This is a genomic window from Streptomyces pallidus (ex Mingjun et al. 2026) (assembly GCF_051550185.1).
Classification (GTDB): domain Bacteria; phylum Actinomycetota; class Actinomycetes; order Streptomycetales; family Streptomycetaceae; genus Streptomyces.
The window spans coordinates 4,553,436-4,569,853 of sequence record NZ_CP196181.1 but is presented as its reverse complement, the minus strand read 5'-3'; the positions used below and the strand labels follow the sequence as shown (position 1 = coordinate 4,569,853).

Below are 16,418 nucleotides of genomic sequence, written 5' to 3'. Positions count from 1 at the left end.
CTACCCGCACCTGCCGGGACGGGGGCGCCGGGGGAACGGGTCCGGCGCCCCGCCGGACCTGCGGCTCAGCCGAGCGGGATCACGTCCAGCTCGGTGCCGGGCTCCACGGAGGTGGTGTCCTCCGGTACGACCATCAGCGCGTCGGCATGGGCCAGTGCGGCGATCAGGTGGGAGCCGGTTCCGCCGACCGGGCTGACGGTGCCGCTGTCCGCGTCGTACGCGCCGCGCAGGAACTGGCGGCGGCCGGCCGGGGAGCCGAGCGCCTCGTCCGCCTTCAGGACGGCCCGTACGCTCGGGCGGCTGACGTCCTGCAGGCCCATGAGCGCGCGGATCGCGGGCCGTACGAACAGTTCGAAGGAGACGTACGAGGACACCGGGTTGCCGGGGAGGGCGAGCAGCGGGGTGTGGTCGGGGCCGACGGTGCCGAAACCCTGCGGCTTGCCCGGCTGCATCGCGAGCTTGCGGAAGTCCACCCGGCCGGTGTCCGGTTCGTCGGGGCCGGTGCCGATCGAGGACAGGGCCTCCTTGACCACGTCGTACGCGCCGACGCTGACGCCGCCGGTGGTGACCAGCAGGTCGGCGCGGACCAGTTGGTCCTCGATGGCGGCCTTCAGGGTCTCGGCGTCGTCGGCGACGGCCCCGACCCGGTAGGCGATGGCTCCGGCGTCCCGGGCGGCGGCGGCCAGCGCGAAGCTGTTCGAGTCGTAGATGGCGCCCGCGGTCAGCGCCTCGCCCGGCTGGACCAGCTCGCTGCCGGTGGACAGGACGACCACCCGCGGGCGCGGCCGGACCCGTACGGTGGCGCGCCCGATGGCTGCCAGCAGCGCGATCTGGGACGGGCCGAGCAGGGTGCCCGCGGCGAGCGCGAGGTCGCCGGCCTGGACGTCGCTGCCGCGGGCGCGGACGTGCGCCCGCGCCCCGGCCGGCCGGTGCACGCGGACCTCTCCGCCCGCGCCCTCGGGGGCCGCGCTGGCCGGGGCCATGCCGGCGGCGGCGCCGCCGCCCGTGCCGCCGTCGGTCCACTCGACCGGGACGACGGCCTCCGCGCCGGGGGGCAGCGGCGCCCCGGTCATGATCCGGGCGGCCTGGCCGGGGCCGACGGTGGGCAGCTCGCCGCTGCCCGCAGCGACGTCCCCGATGACCGTGAGCACCGCGGGGAACTCCTTGCTGGCGCCCTGGACGTCGGCCGTGCGGACCGCGTACCCGTCCATCGAGCTGTTGTCGAAGGGCGGGAGGGCGACGGGGACGGTGACGTCCTCGACCAGGACACAGCCCTGGGCATCGAGCAGCTGGAGTTCGATCGGCTCCAGCGGGCGGACGGCGGCGAGTACGTCCGCGAGGTGCTCGTCCACCGACCACAGGCGCTGCTGGCCGGAGGAGGCGCCGGTGTCCCGGGGTGCCTCTGCCGCCGCGTCCGTCGCCTGCGATGCCTCAGGGCTGCTGCTCAAGGTGCTACATCTCCTCCGTGACGTAACGGCGAAGCCAGGTGCGGAACTCCGGGCCCAGGTCCTCACGCTCGCACGCGAGGCGGACGATGGCCCGCAGGTAGTCGCCGCGGTCCCCGGTGTCGTAGCGACGGCCCCGGAAGACCACGCCGTGCACCGGGCCGCCCACGGTCTCGTCGGCGGCCAGCTTCTGCAGGCCGTCGGTGAGCTGGATCTCCCCGCCGCGGCCCGGCTCGGTCTCCCGCAGTATGTCGAAGATCGCGGGGTTGAGGACGTAGCGTCCGATGACCGCGTAGTTGCTCGGCGCGTCCTGGGGCTCCGGCTTCTCGACGAGGCCGGTGATGCGGACGACGTCCGCGTCGTCGGTGGGCTCGACGGCGGCGCAGCCGTACAGGTGGACGTTGGCCGGGTCGACCTCCATCAGGGCGATGACGCTGCCGCCGGTGCGCGCGTGCACCTCGGCCATCTGGCGCAGCAGCGGGTCGCGCGGGTCGATGAGGTCGTCGCCGAGGAGGACGGCGAAGGGCTCGTCGCCGACGTGCGGCTCGGCGCACAGGACGGCGTGGCCGAGACCGCGCGGGTCGCCCTGGCGGACGTAGTGCATGGTGGCCAGGTCGCTGGACTCCTGGACCTTCTTCAGGCGGTCGTCGTCGCCCTTCGCGGCGAGCGCCGACTCCAGCTCGTAGTTGCGGTCGAAGTGGTCTTCCAGGGCCCGCTTGTTACGCCCTGTGATCATGAGGACGTCGTCCAGACCGGCCGAGACGGCCTCCTCGACGACGTACTGGATGGCCGGCTTGTCCACGACGGGGAGCATTTCCTTGGGCGTCGCCTTCGTCGCCGGAAGGAAGCGGGTGCCGAGGCCGGCGGCAGGGATGACTGCCTTTTTGATCACGGGGTGCAACTGAGTCATGGGCAGAACCATAGTGGGTGATGCCCTGGCCTCCGTTTGGAAACCGGTAAGTAGATCAACGTTTGATCGTCTTTGAGAGGATATTCGAGCCGCCCGTGGTCACCACCCCGCCGAACCCCGCCCGCCCGCCGCAGCCGTCCCCCAAGACGCTGCTGCGCCGCGAACTGCTGGCCGCCCGCCGCGCCCTGTCCCCCGAATCCCTGCGGGCCTCGGCCCGCGCGCTCTCCCGCTCCGCCCTGGCCCTGCCCGAGCTGGCCGGCGCCGGGACCGTGGCCGCGTACGTCTCGGTCGGCAGCGAACCGGGCACCCGCGACCTGCTGGACGCGCTGCGCGCCGCCGGGAAGCGGGTGCTGCTGCCCGTCCTGCTGCCGGACAACGACCTCGACTGGGCCGCGTACGAGGGCCCGGGGTCCCTGGCCGAGACCGCCCACGCGGGGAAGATGCCGCTGCTGGAGCCCTCCGGGCCGCGCCTCGGGCCGGGGGCGGTCACCGGCGCCGACACGGTCCTGCTGCCCGGGCTGGCGGTCGACGGGCGCGGGATGCGCCTCGGGCGCGGCGGGGGCTCGTACGACCGGGTCCTCGCGCGCCTGGAGCGTGCCGGGGCGCATCCGGCGCTGGTCGTGCTCCTCTACGACGAAGAGGTGGTCGCGCGGGTCCCGGAGGAACCGCACGACCACCCCGTTCAGGCGGTGGCCACCCCCTCGGGGGTGGTGCGTTTCACGGATTCAGCGTGAGCCGGTACACCGTCGCCTTGTCCACGGCCTCCTTGCCGAACGGCCAGTCGAGCATGTCGCCCTTGGCCCACAGCGTGGTCTGGTCCGTGTAGTTGTCGTGGTACGCGTGCCCGGAGGCGCCGGTGAGGTTGATCCAGCGGGACTTGTCCAGGTCGGCCAGGTTCACGACCATCCGCATGGACGGGACCCAGGTGACCCCGTAGCCGCCGGCCGCGTTCCAGCCGGTCGCGTTCACGGTGGCCTCGCCGCCGCCCAGGTTCCACGGGCCGCGGTTGAGCACGAACCGCAGGAAGTCCGGGCCCTGCGTGCCGATGGTCTGGTTCTTCAGCGTCAGCTGGTGCATGCGGCCCCAGCTCCAGGTGGACTGGTCCTTGCCGAGCTTGGCGGTCAGCTCCCAGCGGGCGTCGACCATGGCGCGCGCGAACAGCTCGTCGCGGGTGGTGGTCGCCGGCTTGTTGCGGACGGCGGGCGACTGCCACCAGGCCGACTTCTCGTCCTTGACCAGGCGGCGGACCACCTCGAACCAGCGGTCGCCGCCGTCGGGCTGCGCCGAGTCGGCGTCGCGCGCACCACATTCGCGGACGGTCTTGGCCAGGTCGTCGGCCGGGCCGCTCGTCGCCTCGCGGACGTTCATGCAGCTGCCCTGGATGCGCAGCTCCTTCGGCAGCTTGTCGCCGAAGGCCAGGCGGAGGATGTTGCTCCAGACCGCGTTGAAGTAGGCGGCCGCGGCCGAGTCCGGCTCCTGGGTGTAGTTCCAGCCGTCCAGCAGCTTCTGGGCGTCGCGGACGTCCGGGTCGGCCATCTCGATCTTGGCCAGGATCGGCGTCAGCAGCGCGGCGATCTCGCTGCTGTTGTCCATCTGCATGGCGCGCATGTCGTCGCTGGAGACCTTGCCGCTGTCCTTGATCTTCGCCTCGATGAGGTCGTTGATCCGCTGGCTGCGGGCGCCGTAGCCCCAGTCGCCGGTCAGCAGGTGCGGGTACTTGCCGGCGCCGGTGCCGTTCTCGACGACGGCCTGGTTCGCGGTGACGATGAAGCCGCGCGCCGGGTTGTAGTCGTACGGCATCTCGTCCTGCGGGATGTAGCCGGCGGCGCCGTCCTTGCCGCCCTTCCAGGCGTACTTCGGGTCCCAGCCCGGGGCGGGCATGCGGCCGTCGCCGGCGCCGCGGACCGGGATGCGGCCCGGGGCCTGGTAGCCGATGTTGCCGTTGGGGCCCTTGTTGTCGGCGTAGATCAGGTTCTGCGAGGGGACCTCGAAGTCGCGGGCGGCGGCCCGGAAGGTCGCGAAGTCCTTGGCCCGGTCGAGCTTGAAGACGGCGTCCATCGACTTGCCCGGGTCCAGGGCGGTCCAGCGCAGGGCCACCGCGTAGCCGTCGCCGCGGTCCGGGGCCGAGCTGGGCACCGGGGCGCGGCCGCCGACCGTGCCGAGCTCGTCGCTGCGGTCGGAGACCAGCGGGCCGTTGTTGGTGGAGCGGATGGTGATCTTCTTGGAGGCGCCGCCGGCGACCTTGATCTCCTCCACGCGGGTCGTGAAGGGGACCACCTTGTTGTCGTAGACGTAGCCCTCGGGCCGCACCTGCTCCAGGTAGAGGTCGGTGACGTCGGCGCCGAGGTTGGTCATGCCCCACGCGATGTCCGCGTTGTGGCCGATGACCACGCCGGGCATGCCGGAGAAGGTGTAGCCGGCGACGTCGTACTGGCACTGGGGCGAGACGGTGCGGCAGTGCAGGCCCATCTGGTACCAGACCGAGGGCAGCTGCGGGGACAGGTGGGGGTCGTTCGCCAGCAGCGGCTTGCCGGTGGTCGTGTACTTGCCCGAGATGACCCAGGAGTTCGAGCCGATGCCGCTGCCGTTGGGGCCGAGGATGGCCGGGACCTGGTCGAGGGTGTTGGCCAGGGCGCTCAGCGAGGTGCGCAGGCCCGCGGTCGCGCCCTGGGCGCTGGCGTCCCCCGCGAGGCCGGACTTCGGGGCGGTGGAGGCCTGGTTGGCGTTGGAGGCGCCCGCGGCGCCGGCGCCGGCGCCCGCGGAGCCGGCGCCCGACGTCGAGCCGGAGCCCGCGCCCTTGGCGCTGTCGGAGCCGGCGGCGGCGGTGCCCTGCGGCGTGAACTTGCCGCCTTCGATCTTGCCGCCGTCGACGATCGGCTTGTTCCGGTCGAAGGGGTACGGCGGGTAGAGCTCGTCGATCTGCTGCTGCGAGAGCTTGTTGGTCATCAGCGCGCGGTCGATCTCGTCCTGCATGTTGCCGCGCAGGTCCCAGGCCATGGCCTTGAGCCAGGCCACCGAGTCGACCGGCGTCCACTTCTCGGGCTGGTAGTCGTCGCTGAGCTTGAGGGCCGCGTGCTCGACGGAGAGGTCCTTGCCGGACTTCCCCTTCAGGTACGCGTTGACCCCGTCGGCGTAGGCCTGGAGGTACTTCTTCGTCTCGGCGGAGAGCTTCGAGTCGAACTCGGCCTGGGCGACCTGGCGCCAGCCGAGGGTGCGCAGGAACGCGTCGGTCTCGACCTGGCCGTCTCCGAACATCTCCGAGAGCCGCCCGGAGGTCATGTGGCGGCGCACGTCCATCTCCCAGAAGCGGTCCTGGGCGTGGACGAAGCCCTGGGCGCGGAAGAGGTCGTCGTCGTTGTCGGCGTACAGCTGGGGAATGCCGTTGGCGTCGCGCTTCACCTCGACGGTCCCGGTCAGGCCGGGGACCTTCAGGGAGCCGGTGGTCTGCGGGAAGGAGGCCCGGACGGTGTCCAGGCCCCAGTACGTCCCGTATCCGAAGCCCGACAGGAGCGCCAGGACCAGAACGAGCACGAGCAGGCGGGCGCGTCGCCCCTTCTTCTTGACGGAAGGGGCGGTTTCTTTCTCGGGCATCGCTGTCCTTAGAGGGGCAGGGTGGTCCTGGCAGTACTGGAAGCAACCATAGGCGCAGGACCGCTCCCGTTGATCCGCCAGGGGTCGAGGTCCTCAGGACAGGGGCGGACCGGCGTTTCACAATGTGACTATCGCGTAAAGGAACCGTCAAATATTAGGTAAGGTAACGAACTAATCGTCGATCCGATCGCCAGGGGGACCGATCCGCCAGGCGTGTTGAGGAGGGCCGCCCACTGACCGTCCACACGCTCAACGAACTTCTGCTGGTCTGCTCGCTCGTCCTGCTCGTCGCGGTCGCGGCGGTGCGCCTCTCCTCGCGCAGCGGCCTGCCCAGCCTGCTCATCTACCTCGGCATAGGCATCGCGATAGGCCGGGACGGCATAGGCCACGTCGTGTTCAGCAACGCCGCGCTGACGCAGGTCATCGGGTACGCGGCCCTGGTGGTGATCCTCGCCGAGGGCGGCCTGGGCACGAAGTGGAAACAGATCAGGCCGGCGCTGCCGGCCGCGGCGGCCCTGTCGCTCGTCGGCGTGGCGATCAGCGTCGGCGTGACGGCGGCGAGCGCGTACTACCTGGTGGGGCTGGACTGGCGGCAGTCCCTGCTGATCGGCGCGGTCGTCTCGTCGACCGACGCTGCGGCCGTCTTCTCCGTCCTGCGCAAGATCCCGCTGCCCGCCCGGGTCACGGGCGTGCTGGAGGCCGAGTCCGGCTTCAACGACGCCCCCGTCGTCATCCTCGTCGTCGCGTTCTCGACCATCGGCCCGATCGAGCCCTGGTACCTCCTGATCGGCAAGATCGCGCTGGAGCTGGCGATCGGCGCCGCGACCGGCCTCGCCGTGGGCTTCCTGGGGGCGTACGGCCTGCGGCACGTGGCCCTGCCCGCCTCGGGCCTCTACCCCATCGCCGTCATGGCCATCGCCGTGGCCGCGTACGCGGCCGGCGCGCTGGCGCACGGCTCCGGCTTCCTCGCGGTGTACCTCGCCTCCGTGGTGCTCGGGAACGCGAAGCTCCCGCACTGGCCGGCGACCCGCGGGTTCGCGGACGGGCTCGGCTGGATCGCCCAGATCGGCATGTTCGTCCTGCTCGGCCTGCTGGTCACCCCGCACGACCTGGCCGAGGACTTCTGGCCGGCGGTGGTCATCGGGCTGGTGCTGACCATGGTGGCGCGGCCGCTGTCGGTGTTCGTCAGCCTCGTGCCGTTCCGGATCTCCGCGGCGGAGAAGACGCTGATGGCGTGGGCGGGCCTGCGCGGCGCCGTACCCATCATCCTCGCGACCATCCCGATGGTGACCGGGATCGAGGGCAGCGACCACATCTTCAACATCGTCTTCGTGCTGGTCGTCGTCTACACGCTGGTGCAGGGGCCGACGCTGCCCTGGCTGGCGCGCAAGCTCAACCTCGGCCGGGCGGACGAGACGGCCGCCGACCTGGGGATCGAGTCGGCCCCGCTGGAGAAGCTGCGCGGACACCTGCTGTCCTTCGCCGTCCCCGAGGCCTCGCGGATGCACGGCGTCGAGGTGAGCGAGCTGCGGCTGCCGCCCGGGGCCTCGGTGACGCTGGTGGTCCGGGACGGCAAGAGCTTCGTACCGCTGCCGGCGACCGTGCTGCGGCGCGGGGACGAGCTGCTGGTGGTGGCCACCGACCCGGTGCGTGACGCGGCGGAGGCCCGGCTGCGGGCGGTGGCCCGGGGCGGGAAGCTGGCCGGATGGCTGGGAACGGGGAACGGGACGCCACCCCGCTGACCGGATTCCCTTGCCTCAGGCCGGCGCGACCCGTCAATCCCATGGGTCTCACCGGCCCCAGACATTAGAGCGTCGCTCTAGTTCGCGGGCTTTCCATGGAAACTGCGGGCCTTCACCCCGGTTCGAGGGATTCTGGAGGGGCGAACTTCACGTCAAACGCAGGCGAAGTCACAGCTTGTCGGCGGAATCACAGGGCGTAATAGCACACCTGCCTGTACGATAAAGGCACACCACATCGAACCAACTCTGCCTGATGCAGAGCTGGCGCGACCGCAAAGCGGCCGTGGCTCCCTCACGCAGTGGGCGCCCAGGTATCACTCGGTTCTGCGCAAGAGGACAGCTCTCGGGGTTCCCGCGTACGGGTGCGGCCGCTCACCAGCGAAACACCTCCGCAAGCCGGGATCCCTACCAGGCAGCGGAAAGGCCAGGCCGTGACATCCGCGGTCACGACCGACACGTCCGCCCGGCCCGGATACGGAGCGCTCCTGCGCACCCCCGGCGCCCTGGGCTTCGTCCTCCCGGGATTCGCCGCCCGCCTCCCCTTCGGCATGCTGACCATCAGCATCCTGCTCCTGGTCCAGCACACCACCGGCTCCTACGCCTCCGCCGGCATCGTCTCCGCCGTCACCGGCGTCTCGATGGCGCTGTCCGCACCGGTCATGGGCAAGTTCACCGACCGCCGCGGCCAGAGCGCCGTCCTCGTCCCGGTCGTCCTCGCGCACGCCGCCGCCGTCGCGGCCCTCGTGACGCTGGCCCTGATGGACGCCCCGCTGTGGGCGCTCGCCCTCTCCGCCGTCCCGACCGGCGCCTCGGTCCCGCAGGTCGGCCCGATGGTCCGGGCCCGCTGGACCGCCCGCCTGGAGGGCTCCCCGCTGCTGCCGACCGCGGCCGCCTTCGAGTCCGTCACCGACGAGTTCACCTTCGTCGTCGGCCCCGTGCTCGCCACCGCGCTGTGCACCGGCGTCCACCCCGCCGCCGGCCTGACCACCGAGGCCGCACTGACGCTGGTCGGCGGCCTGGTGTTCGCCGCCCGCCGCTCCACCCAGCCCAAGGTCCTCGCGTCCGCGGCGACCGGCGAGAAGCACGCCTCCGCCCTGTCCTACGCCGGCCTGCGCGTCCTGATCGCGGCCTTCCTCGGGATCGGCGCCGTCTTCGGCGGCATGCAGGTCTCGCTGGCCGCCTTCTCGAACGAGATCGGCAACCCCGGCGCGAACGGCCTGCTGTACGGCGTCTTCGCGGCCGGCAACATGACCGCGGGCATCGCCTGCGGCGCCATCGCCTGGAAGATCGGCCCGCGCCGCCGGCTGCTGCTCGGCTACGCCGGCCTGACCGTCACCGCCTCCGTCCTGTGGACCGCCCACTCGGCCGTCCTGCTGGGCGGCCTCGGCCTGCTCGTCGGCCTGTGCATCGCCCCGGCCCTGATCACCGGCTACACGATGGTGGAGTCGCTGGTCCCGGCCCACACCCGGACCGAGGCCTTCACCTGGCTGACCGGCGCCGTCGCCTTCGGGCAGGCCGTGGCCGTGATCGCGGCCGGCCGCCTGACCGACGCGCACGGGTCCTCGTACGGCTTCCTGGTGCCGATGGCGGGCACCGTCCTGGCACTGGCCACGCTGCTCGCGCTGCGGTCGAGGCTGGCGCCCAGGGCGCCGAGCCGGGTCATCAACTCGTCCGCCCCCGCCGACGAGCGTGGGATGGGTCACCGAGTGCCGGTGACGGTGGACTGATCCGCCGGAATACGTCACCATGGAGCATCGTTAGCACTCATCGAGTCAGAGTGCCAGGAGGAAATTCGTGCCGACCTACCAGTACCAGTGCACCGAGTGCGGTGAGGGCCTCGAGGCCGTGCAGAAGTTCACGGATGACGCTCTGACCGAGTGCCCGAACTGCCACGGACGCCTGAAGAAGGTGTTCTCCGCGGTCGGCATCGTCTTCAAGGGTTCCGGCTTCTACCGGAACGACAGCCGCGGCGCCTCGTCGAGCAGCACCCCTGCCTCGAAGCCGGCTTCGTCGTCGAGCACCACCTCGACGGCCTCCGCTGCGCCGGCCGCGTCGTCCGCCCCCTCCGCGGGCGGCTCCACCTCGGCCGCCTGACCGAGCCGCATCGTCGCCAGGCCCCGCCGCCCCTTCGGGCAGCGGGGCCTCGCGCATGCCCCGGTTAGGGTGACGGCATGGCTAACGCAGAGATCGGTGTCATCGGCGGCTCGGGCTTCTACTCCTTCCTGGAGGACGTCTCCGAGGTCCGGGTGGACACCCCGTACGGGCCCGCCAGCGACTCCCTCTTCCTCGGCGAACTGGCCGGGCGGCAGGTCGCCTTCCTGCCTCGCCACGGCCGGGGCCACAAGGTCCCGCCCAACAAGATCAACTACCGGGCCAACCTGTGGGCGCTGCGCTCGATGGGCGTGCGCCAGGTGCTCGGGCCCTGCGCGGTCGGCGGGCTGCGCGCCGAGTACGGTCCGGGGACGCTGCTCGTCCCCGACCAGCTCGTCGATCGAACGAAGTCCCGCACCCAGACCTTCTTCGACGGGGAGCCGCTGCCCGACGGGACCGTCCCGAACGTGGTGCACACCGCCTTCGCCGACCCGTACTGCCCGGTGGGCCGCTCGGTGGCGCTGGCCGCGGCCCGCGGCCGCGGCTGGGAGCCGGTCGACGGCGGCACCATGGTCGTGATCGAGGGCCCCCGCTTCTCCACCCGGGCCGAATCGCAGTGGCACGCGGCCATGGGCTGGTCGGTCGTCGGCATGACGGGACACCCCGAGGCCGTCCTCGCCCGGGAGCTGGGCCTCTGCTACACCTCGATGGCCCTGGTCACCGACCTGGACGCGGGTGCGGAGACCGGCGAGGGCGTCTCCCACACCGAGGTGCTGAGGGTGTTCGGGGAGAACGCCGGCCGACTGCGCGAGGTCCTCTTCGACGCGGTGGCGGCGCTGCCGGCCACGGACTCCCGGGACTGCCTGTGCACGCATGCCCACGACGGCTGGGACCTGGGCATCGAGCTGCCGTAGGAAGGCCCGCCCCGGGCGGGCGGCCGTGGGGCGGTCCGCCGCGGCGGCGCCACCCGCGGTACGACGCGGCCCCGCTCGCCCGTTGCGAGGGGGGCCGCGCCACGTCCGGGTGACGCGGTTGTCCACAGGCTGGGGACGGTCCACAGGCGGGAGCGGGAGCGGACGGGGCGGCGGATCGTGGGGGTGTCCGGACGCCCGTCCGGGCACCGGAACCCACGCGAACCGGCGGTGCCGCCATGTCCAGGACCTCGCAGCCCTCGTCCTTCCCCTCCTCCTCCTTCCCCTCCTCCTCTTCGACTCCCTCCCCCTCCTCGACGCCCGTCCCCGTCCCCGTTCCCGTTTCCGTTCCCGCTTCCGTCCCCTCTGCTCCTCCGTGCCCGCCGGCGCATGCGGTCCCGTCCTTTCCGCCGCTGCGGGTCGGGCGCGGCGGGGACCGGCTGCGGCGGGCGCTGCGGAGGCGCCGGCGGGCGGCCTCGGCCGCGCTGGCCGTCGCGGCGGCCGCGCTCGCGGTGGCGGGCGGCCCCCAGGCCCAGGCGTCCCGGGGCGCCGGGCCGCCCGCGAAGGAACCACCACCGCCGCCGCCCGTACGGATGGTCTCGGCGCCGGTGCGGATCGCGGACGCGGCGACGGTGCGGCTGCTGCGGCCCGGTGACCGGGTGGACGTGGTCGCGGCGGAGCGGGCGGGGCCGCCGCGGGTGGTGGCCGAGGGGGCCCGAGTGGTGGGAGTGCCCGATCCGGAGAAGGACGGCGCGGACGCCGGGGCCGGAGGGGCGCTGGTGGTGCTGTCCGTGCCCCGGGACACCGCGCGGGCGCTGGTCGGGGCGGGTGCGGCGGCGCGGCTGGCGGTGACGCTGTGTTGATCCGGAATCGGACGCGCGTACCTGCTGGTCACCGTGGTCCGGACCCGGACTGGACACGCCGGGCCCCGACTGCCGTAGTTTTCGGAACCGTTGGCTCCATTCCAGACGGATTCGAAGAGAGGCTCAGCAGTGAGCGAGAAGAAGGAGAGCGTCCTGGCGGGCTTCAAGGCCTTCCTGATGCGCGGCAACGTGGTCGACCTGGCGGTCGCGGTGGTCATCGGCGCCGCGTTCACGAACATCGTGAACTCGGTCGTGAAGGGGATCATCAGCCCGATCGTCGGCGCCGTCGGCACCAAGAGCCTGGACGGCTACAGCTCCTGTCTGAAGGGCCCCTGCGGCGTGGACGCGAAGGGGGAGGCCATCGGCGTCAACATCCTGTGGGGCTCGGTGCTGAACGCCGCGCTGACCTTCCTGATCACGGCCGCGGTCGTGTACTTCCTGATGGTGCTGCCGATGGCGAAGTACCTGGCCAAGGTCGAGGAGCGGCGCAAGGCCCGGGAGGGCGCCAAGGAGACCATCGAGGTCACGGAGCTGGTGGTCCTCAAGGAGATCCGGGACGAGCTCGTCGCGCAGCGCGGCCGGACGCCCGGCTACGGCAACGGGTACGGCAACGGCGGCCCGGCGGCGCCGGGCTCCCAGCACCACCAGTACTAGCAGTACCGGCCGGACCGCCGGCGGTCGGTCAGAGGTGGTGGGGCGGCTTCTCGTCGAGGAAACGGGCCAGGTCGGCGCTGCTCCCGGCGGCGGGGGCCCGATCGCCCCACCCGTGGTCGGTGTCGTCCCGGGACTGCTGGTCCAGCGGGTCGTCGAAGTCGAGCCGCGGCCGGGGCTTCCGCGGGCCCGCGGATCCGGTCGGGGACTCCGTCGGGGATTCGGCCCCGGCCGGGGCCGCCGGTGCGGCGTGCGCGGACTGCGGGTCGGAAGCGGGGACGGTGCTCATGCCCCCCAGGGTACGGCCGCCCGCGCCGCCGCCCCCGCCCGGCCGGGGCGGCCCCGGCGCCGGGATACGGGGTCAGCGGTCCCCGGGGTCCAGCCGCCGCAGGCCGAGGACGGCGAGGAAGGACAGGGCGAGGAAGCCCACCCCCGACCAGGCGGTGGCGGTGTTGCCCCGCATCCACGCGTCGACGGTCACCGTCAGCCCCCAGAGCTGTCCGGTGACGACCGTCAGGGCCAGGACCAGGCGGGCGGACAGTTTCCAGGAGCTCTCCGGCTCCTGTTCGGTGCCGGCCGCCGGGCCGGGGCCGGTGTGCCGGATCCGCGGGTCGCCGTAGCCGCTGGTGGGGCGGCTGCGGGTACCGTTCCCGCACCGGCCGGTTCAGCCGGGGTTCGGCGCTGCCGGGTGGTACTCCGGGCCGGGCGGCGGGGCGTCGCTCATGTCCGCCGCCGCCCGGTGGTGCCGGCCGCGCCGGGGCAGCCCGGCCTGCGGGCCAGCGGGTCCCGCGGCTCGCCGATCTGCCGGCACAGGGCGCCTTTGCCGGGTTCCCCCGACCGGGCGGTCGCCAGGGCCCAGATGCTGCCGTCGGGGTCCTCGGCCGGGAAGACCCTGGGCAGCGGGCGGGGTGGCGGCCCGGCGGCCACCCCGCCGGTGCGGGAGTCGAAGACGCCCTCGTGGCAGGGGCGGTACGACTGCCCGTCGGCGCCGCGGTCGGCACGCCACAGCACGGCGCAGGCCAGGTGCGTACGGACGGCGGAGTAGCCGACGGGGGACCCGTCGGGCGGGCGTACGGCGAGCGTGGGGTCCTCGTCCCCGGGGAGACGGAAGGCCGCGGACCGGCCCGGGGCCAGCCGGTCGGCGACGTTCTCGACCAGCCCCGGGTCAGCGGGAAGGTGATCAGCGCGGCCAGCACGCAGCCCCGGAAGACCAGCTGGTGGGCGATCCACCGGGCGCGGGAGCGGGCGCCGAGGAACTTCTGCAGGCCGGGGTAGGTGGCGGCCGTCCTCGGCACCGCGGTGTACCGGTAGGCGACGCCGAAGGCGAGGAAGACGGTGGCGACGGCGTACGGGAGCAGGGCCGAGCCGAGGTCGCGCAGGAGCCGGCTGCCCGGCACGGTCGCGGCGACGAGCAGCAGCGAGACGGCCGTACCGGCGGGGGTGGCCCGCGCGGCGACGGACGGCCCCGTCGGCGGGAGGGCCGCGTCCGCCCCGGGGGGAGGCACGGGCCGGGCGGCCCCGCCCGCGGGCGGGGGCGGCGCGGGGCCGCGTACGTCTGCGGGCTCGGGCTCGGGCACAGCACCACGCTAGGCGTTTCATCCCGTTCAAGCCCGCCTCGATGGGGTCGTAGCGGGGCCGTACAGGTGAAGGCGTACCCCTCCGGCCGCCGCCAAGGTCCTACCGGCCGGCCCCGGGCTGCTGTGCTGGGCGGTATGACGTACGTACCGATGACGGCCCGCGACCGGGACGAGGGCCATCGGTCCGCCACCGCGCTGGAGCTCTTCTTCGACCTGTGCTTCGTCGTGGCGGTGGCGCAGGCCGGCCGCCAGCTGGTGCACGCGCTGGCCGAGGGCCACGTCGGCGCCGGGGTGAGCGGCTACTTCTACGTGTTCTTCGGGGTGTGGTGGGCGTGGATGAACTTCACCTGGTTCGCCTCCGCCTACGACGTCGACGACGTCCCGTACCGGATCGCGACGCTCGTGCAGATCGCCGGCGTGCTGGTCTACTCGGCCGGGATCCCGGAGGCCTTCGACGCCAGCGACTGGACCGTCGCCGTCATCGGGTACGTGGTGATGCGCCTGGCGCTGACCGCGCAGTGGCTGCGGGCCGCGGCCGGGGAGAGCGGCCCGGCCCGTGGCTGCGCGCTCGGGTACGCGACCGGCCTGGTGGTCTGCCAGGCCGGCTGGGTGGCGCTGCTCTGGGCGCCGGCGGCGAGCAGGAGGTGGCTGTTCCTCGTCCTCGTCATGGCGGAGCTGCTGGTGCCGGTCGTCGCGGAGAGCCACCACCAGACGCCGTGGCATCCGCACCACATCGCCGAGCGCTACGGCCTGTTCACCATCATCGTGCTCGGCGAGACCATCGCCGCCAGCACGGTCGCGGTGCAGTCGGCGATCGCCGAGCACGAGGCGCTGGACGTGCTCCTGCCGATCGCGGGCGGCGGCCTGCTGCTGGTGTTCTCGGCGTGGTGGATCTACTTCGCCGCCCCCGTCCACGACCGGCTGCGCAGCAACCGGGAGGCCATTCCGTGGGGCTACGGGCACTACGTGATCTTCTCTTCGGCCGCCGCGATCGGTGCGGGCATCGAGGTGGCGATCGAGTACACCGTCGGCAAGGCGCACGTCTCCCAGTTGACGGCCAACCTGGCGGTGGCGGTGCCGATGGCGGTGTACCTCGCCTTCGTCTGGCTGCTGCACTCCCGCCACTTCAAGCACGGCACGGTCCAGCAGCTGCTGCTGCCGGTGTCGGCGGCGGCGGTCCTCGCCTGCGCCTGGACGGGTCCGTACGCGGTGCTGTGGGCGGGGCTGGTGGCCGCGGCCACGGTGGCGGCGGGCGTGACCTTGGCGGAGCGGGAGCGTTCTGGTGCGTGAGGAGCGCGGGCGGCAGCGGCCGCGGCCAACGCGCCGGCAGAAAGAAGAAGAAACGATGAAGGTCCCGGTACAGCGGTACGGGCAGGCCGACCCGGCGGTGGCGGAGTGCGGAGAGCTCGCCGACCCGGCGTTCTGGCAGCAGCCCCCGGCCGCCCGGCTCGCGGCGTTCGCCCGGCTCCGGGCGCTGGACGCCCCGGTGTTCGTGCCCGAGGGCAGGGGGCGGGGCCACTGGGCCCTGGTCCGGCACGCGGACGTGCAGGAGGCGAGCCGGCTGCCGAAGGTGTTCGCGAGCGCGCCCGGGGTGACCACGCCCGAGCCCGCGCGGTGGGTGCGGGCCCTGTTCGGGGACTCGATGGTCAACCTGGACGGCGCCGACCACGCCCAGCTCCGCAAGATCGTGCAGCGGGCGTTCACGCCGCGGCTGCTGGCGGCGGCGGAGGCGGACATCCACGCGGTGGCCGCCCGGATCGTGGACGACGTGCTGACCGACCGGCCCGACGAGTTCGTCTCGGCCGTGGCCTCCCGGCTGCCCCTGGAGGTCATCTGCAACATGATGGGCATCCCGGAGCGCCACCGGGCGGAGATCGCCGACCGCGTCAACCACGCCTCGGAGAACATCGGCGTCGAGCGGGGCCTGACGGCACGGCTGCGGATGCCCGGGCGGGGCCTGCGCGCCCTGGCCCGGATGCAGCGGATGGTCGCGGGGATCGGGCGGGAGCGCCGCAAGAACCCCTCCGACGACCTGATCTCGGCGCTGGTCCGCGCGGACGTGGACGGTCAGGCGCTCGGGGCGCGCCAACTGGGCGCGTTCTTCTCGCTGCTGATGGTCGCGGGCGTGGAGACCACCCGCAACGCGATCACCCACGGCCTGTCCCTGCTGACCGACCACCCGGAGCAGCGGGACCTGCTGCTGGAGGACTTCGAGGAGCACGCGGACGGGGCGGTGGACGAGATGATCCGGCACTCGACGCCGATCATCCAGTTCCGCCGGACGGTGGTGGCCGAACACGCCCTGCGCGGTCACCTCTTCGTGCCGGGCGACAAGGTCGTGCTCTACTACGCCTCCGCCAACCGCGACGAGGCGGTCTTCCCCGACCCCGACGCCTTCGACATCACCCGCTCCCCCAACCCGCACCTGGGCTTCGGCGGCGGCGGGCCGCACTTCTGCCTGGGTGCGCACCTGGCCCGGGTGGAGATGAAGGCCTTGTTCCGCGAGTTGCTGACCCGGCCGGTCGGGCTGCGCGCGGTGGGCCTGCCGGACCTGGCGGGGTCGAACTTCGACAACCGCGTCCGCTCGCTCCGGTTCGCCTTCGAGCCGCCGCGGCAGTAGCCCACGGCGTCCGCGGC

The 16,418-nt window shown here is 73.0% G+C and carries 14 protein-coding genes and 2 pseudogenes; 9 read left to right on the top strand and 7 right to left on the bottom strand.

The window, feature by feature from the left end:
- Positions 1–65 precede the first annotated feature (65 nt).
- Complete coding sequence (glp, locus tag ACSHWO_RS20225) at positions 66–1,352, bottom strand: molybdotransferase-like divisome protein Glp (RefSeq protein ID WP_438319181.1); 1,287 nt, start codon at positions 1,350–1,352, stop codon at positions 66–68.
- A 100-nt stretch (positions 1,353–1,452) separates the two neighbouring features.
- Positions 1,453–2,355, bottom strand: coding sequence for a UTP--glucose-1-phosphate uridylyltransferase GalU (gene galU / locus ACSHWO_RS20220; RefSeq protein WP_361099757.1), 903 nt, complete (start codon positions 2,353–2,355; stop codon positions 1,453–1,455).
- A gap of 95 nt (positions 2,356–2,450) precedes the next feature.
- On the opposite strand from galU, the gene ACSHWO_RS20215 reads away from it, so the two are divergent.
- On the top strand, positions 2,451–3,089 hold the full coding sequence (locus ACSHWO_RS20215) for a 5-formyltetrahydrofolate cyclo-ligase (RefSeq protein ID WP_438313565.1): 639 nt from the start codon (positions 2,451–2,453) through the stop codon (positions 3,087–3,089).
- Here ACSHWO_RS20215 and ACSHWO_RS20210 read toward each other — a convergent pair.
- On the bottom strand, positions 3,073–5,946 hold the full coding sequence (locus tag ACSHWO_RS20210) for a penicillin acylase family protein (RefSeq protein WP_438313563.1): 2,874 nt from the start codon (positions 5,944–5,946) through the stop codon (positions 3,073–3,075). The genes ACSHWO_RS20215 and ACSHWO_RS20210 overlap by 17 nt on opposite strands.
- A 233-nt stretch (positions 5,947–6,179) precedes the next feature.
- On the opposite strand from ACSHWO_RS20210, the gene ACSHWO_RS20205 reads away from it, so the two are divergent.
- From ACSHWO_RS20205 to mscL, 6 genes are all read left to right on the top strand, one after another.
- Entirely contained in the window at positions 6,180–7,688 is a 1,509-nt protein-coding gene (locus ACSHWO_RS20205; protein ID WP_438319179.1) for a potassium/proton antiporter, read from the top strand.
- Between the two features lie 431 nt (positions 7,689–8,119).
- A complete protein-coding gene (locus ACSHWO_RS20200; RefSeq protein ID WP_438313561.1) occupies positions 8,120–9,415 on the top strand; it encodes an MFS transporter in 1,296 nt (431 codons plus the stop codon).
- Positions 9,416–9,482: 67 nt separating this feature from the next.
- Entirely contained in the window at positions 9,483–9,782 is a 300-nt protein-coding gene (locus tag ACSHWO_RS20195) for an FmdB family zinc ribbon protein (RefSeq protein ID WP_361099768.1), read from the top strand.
- 77 nt (positions 9,783–9,859) lie between these two features.
- Complete coding sequence (locus ACSHWO_RS20190; protein ID WP_438313559.1) at positions 9,860–10,693, top strand: S-methyl-5'-thioadenosine phosphorylase; 834 nt, start codon at positions 9,860–9,862, stop codon at positions 10,691–10,693.
- Between the two features lie 236 nt (positions 10,694–10,929).
- Positions 10,930–11,553 carry a hypothetical protein gene (locus tag ACSHWO_RS20185; RefSeq protein ID WP_438313557.1) on the top strand — a complete coding sequence of 208 codons (624 nt, stop codon included), beginning with the start codon at positions 10,930–10,932 and terminating at the stop codon, positions 11,551–11,553.
- A gap of 129 nt (positions 11,554–11,682) precedes the next feature.
- Positions 11,683–12,207 carry a large conductance mechanosensitive channel protein MscL gene (gene mscL, locus ACSHWO_RS20180; protein ID WP_361099777.1) on the top strand — a complete coding sequence of 175 codons (525 nt, stop codon included), beginning with the start codon at positions 11,683–11,685 and terminating at the stop codon, positions 12,205–12,207.
- 28 nt (positions 12,208–12,235) lie between these two features.
- On the opposite strand, the gene ACSHWO_RS20175 is transcribed toward mscL, so the two are convergent.
- From ACSHWO_RS20175 to ACSHWO_RS20160, 4 genes and pseudogenes are all read right to left on the bottom strand, one after another.
- Entirely contained in the window at positions 12,236–12,493 is a 258-nt protein-coding gene (locus tag ACSHWO_RS20175; protein ID WP_361099780.1) for a hypothetical protein, read from the bottom strand.
- 72 nt (positions 12,494–12,565) lie between these two features.
- Positions 12,566–12,962, bottom strand: a pseudogene (locus ACSHWO_RS20170) (hypothetical protein); the annotation flags it as partial.
- Entirely contained in the window at positions 12,925–13,434 is a 510-nt protein-coding gene (locus ACSHWO_RS20165; RefSeq protein WP_438319349.1) for a Rieske (2Fe-2S) protein, read from the bottom strand. The pseudogene ACSHWO_RS20170 and the gene ACSHWO_RS20165, both read right to left, overlap by 38 nt.
- Positions 13,338–13,781, bottom strand: a pseudogene (locus tag ACSHWO_RS20160) (MFS transporter); the annotation flags it as partial. The gene ACSHWO_RS20165 and the pseudogene ACSHWO_RS20160, both read right to left, overlap by 97 nt.
- 135 nt (positions 13,782–13,916) lie before the next feature.
- On the opposite strand from ACSHWO_RS20160, the gene ACSHWO_RS20155 reads away from it, so the two are divergent.
- Together ACSHWO_RS20155 and ACSHWO_RS20150 are read left to right on the top strand one after the other, a co-directional pair.
- Positions 13,917–15,071 (top strand): low temperature requirement protein A, encoded by a 1,155-nt coding sequence (locus ACSHWO_RS20155; RefSeq protein ID WP_438313554.1) that lies wholly within the window; start codon positions 13,917–13,919, stop codon positions 15,069–15,071.
- A gap of 55 nt (positions 15,072–15,126) precedes the next feature.
- The gene (locus tag ACSHWO_RS20150) at positions 15,127–16,401 is read left to right on the top strand and encodes a cytochrome P450 (protein WP_361099786.1); all 1,275 of its coding nucleotides are present in this window, start codon (positions 15,127–15,129) and stop codon (positions 16,399–16,401) included.
- The last annotated feature ends 17 nt before the right edge of the window (positions 16,402–16,418 follow it).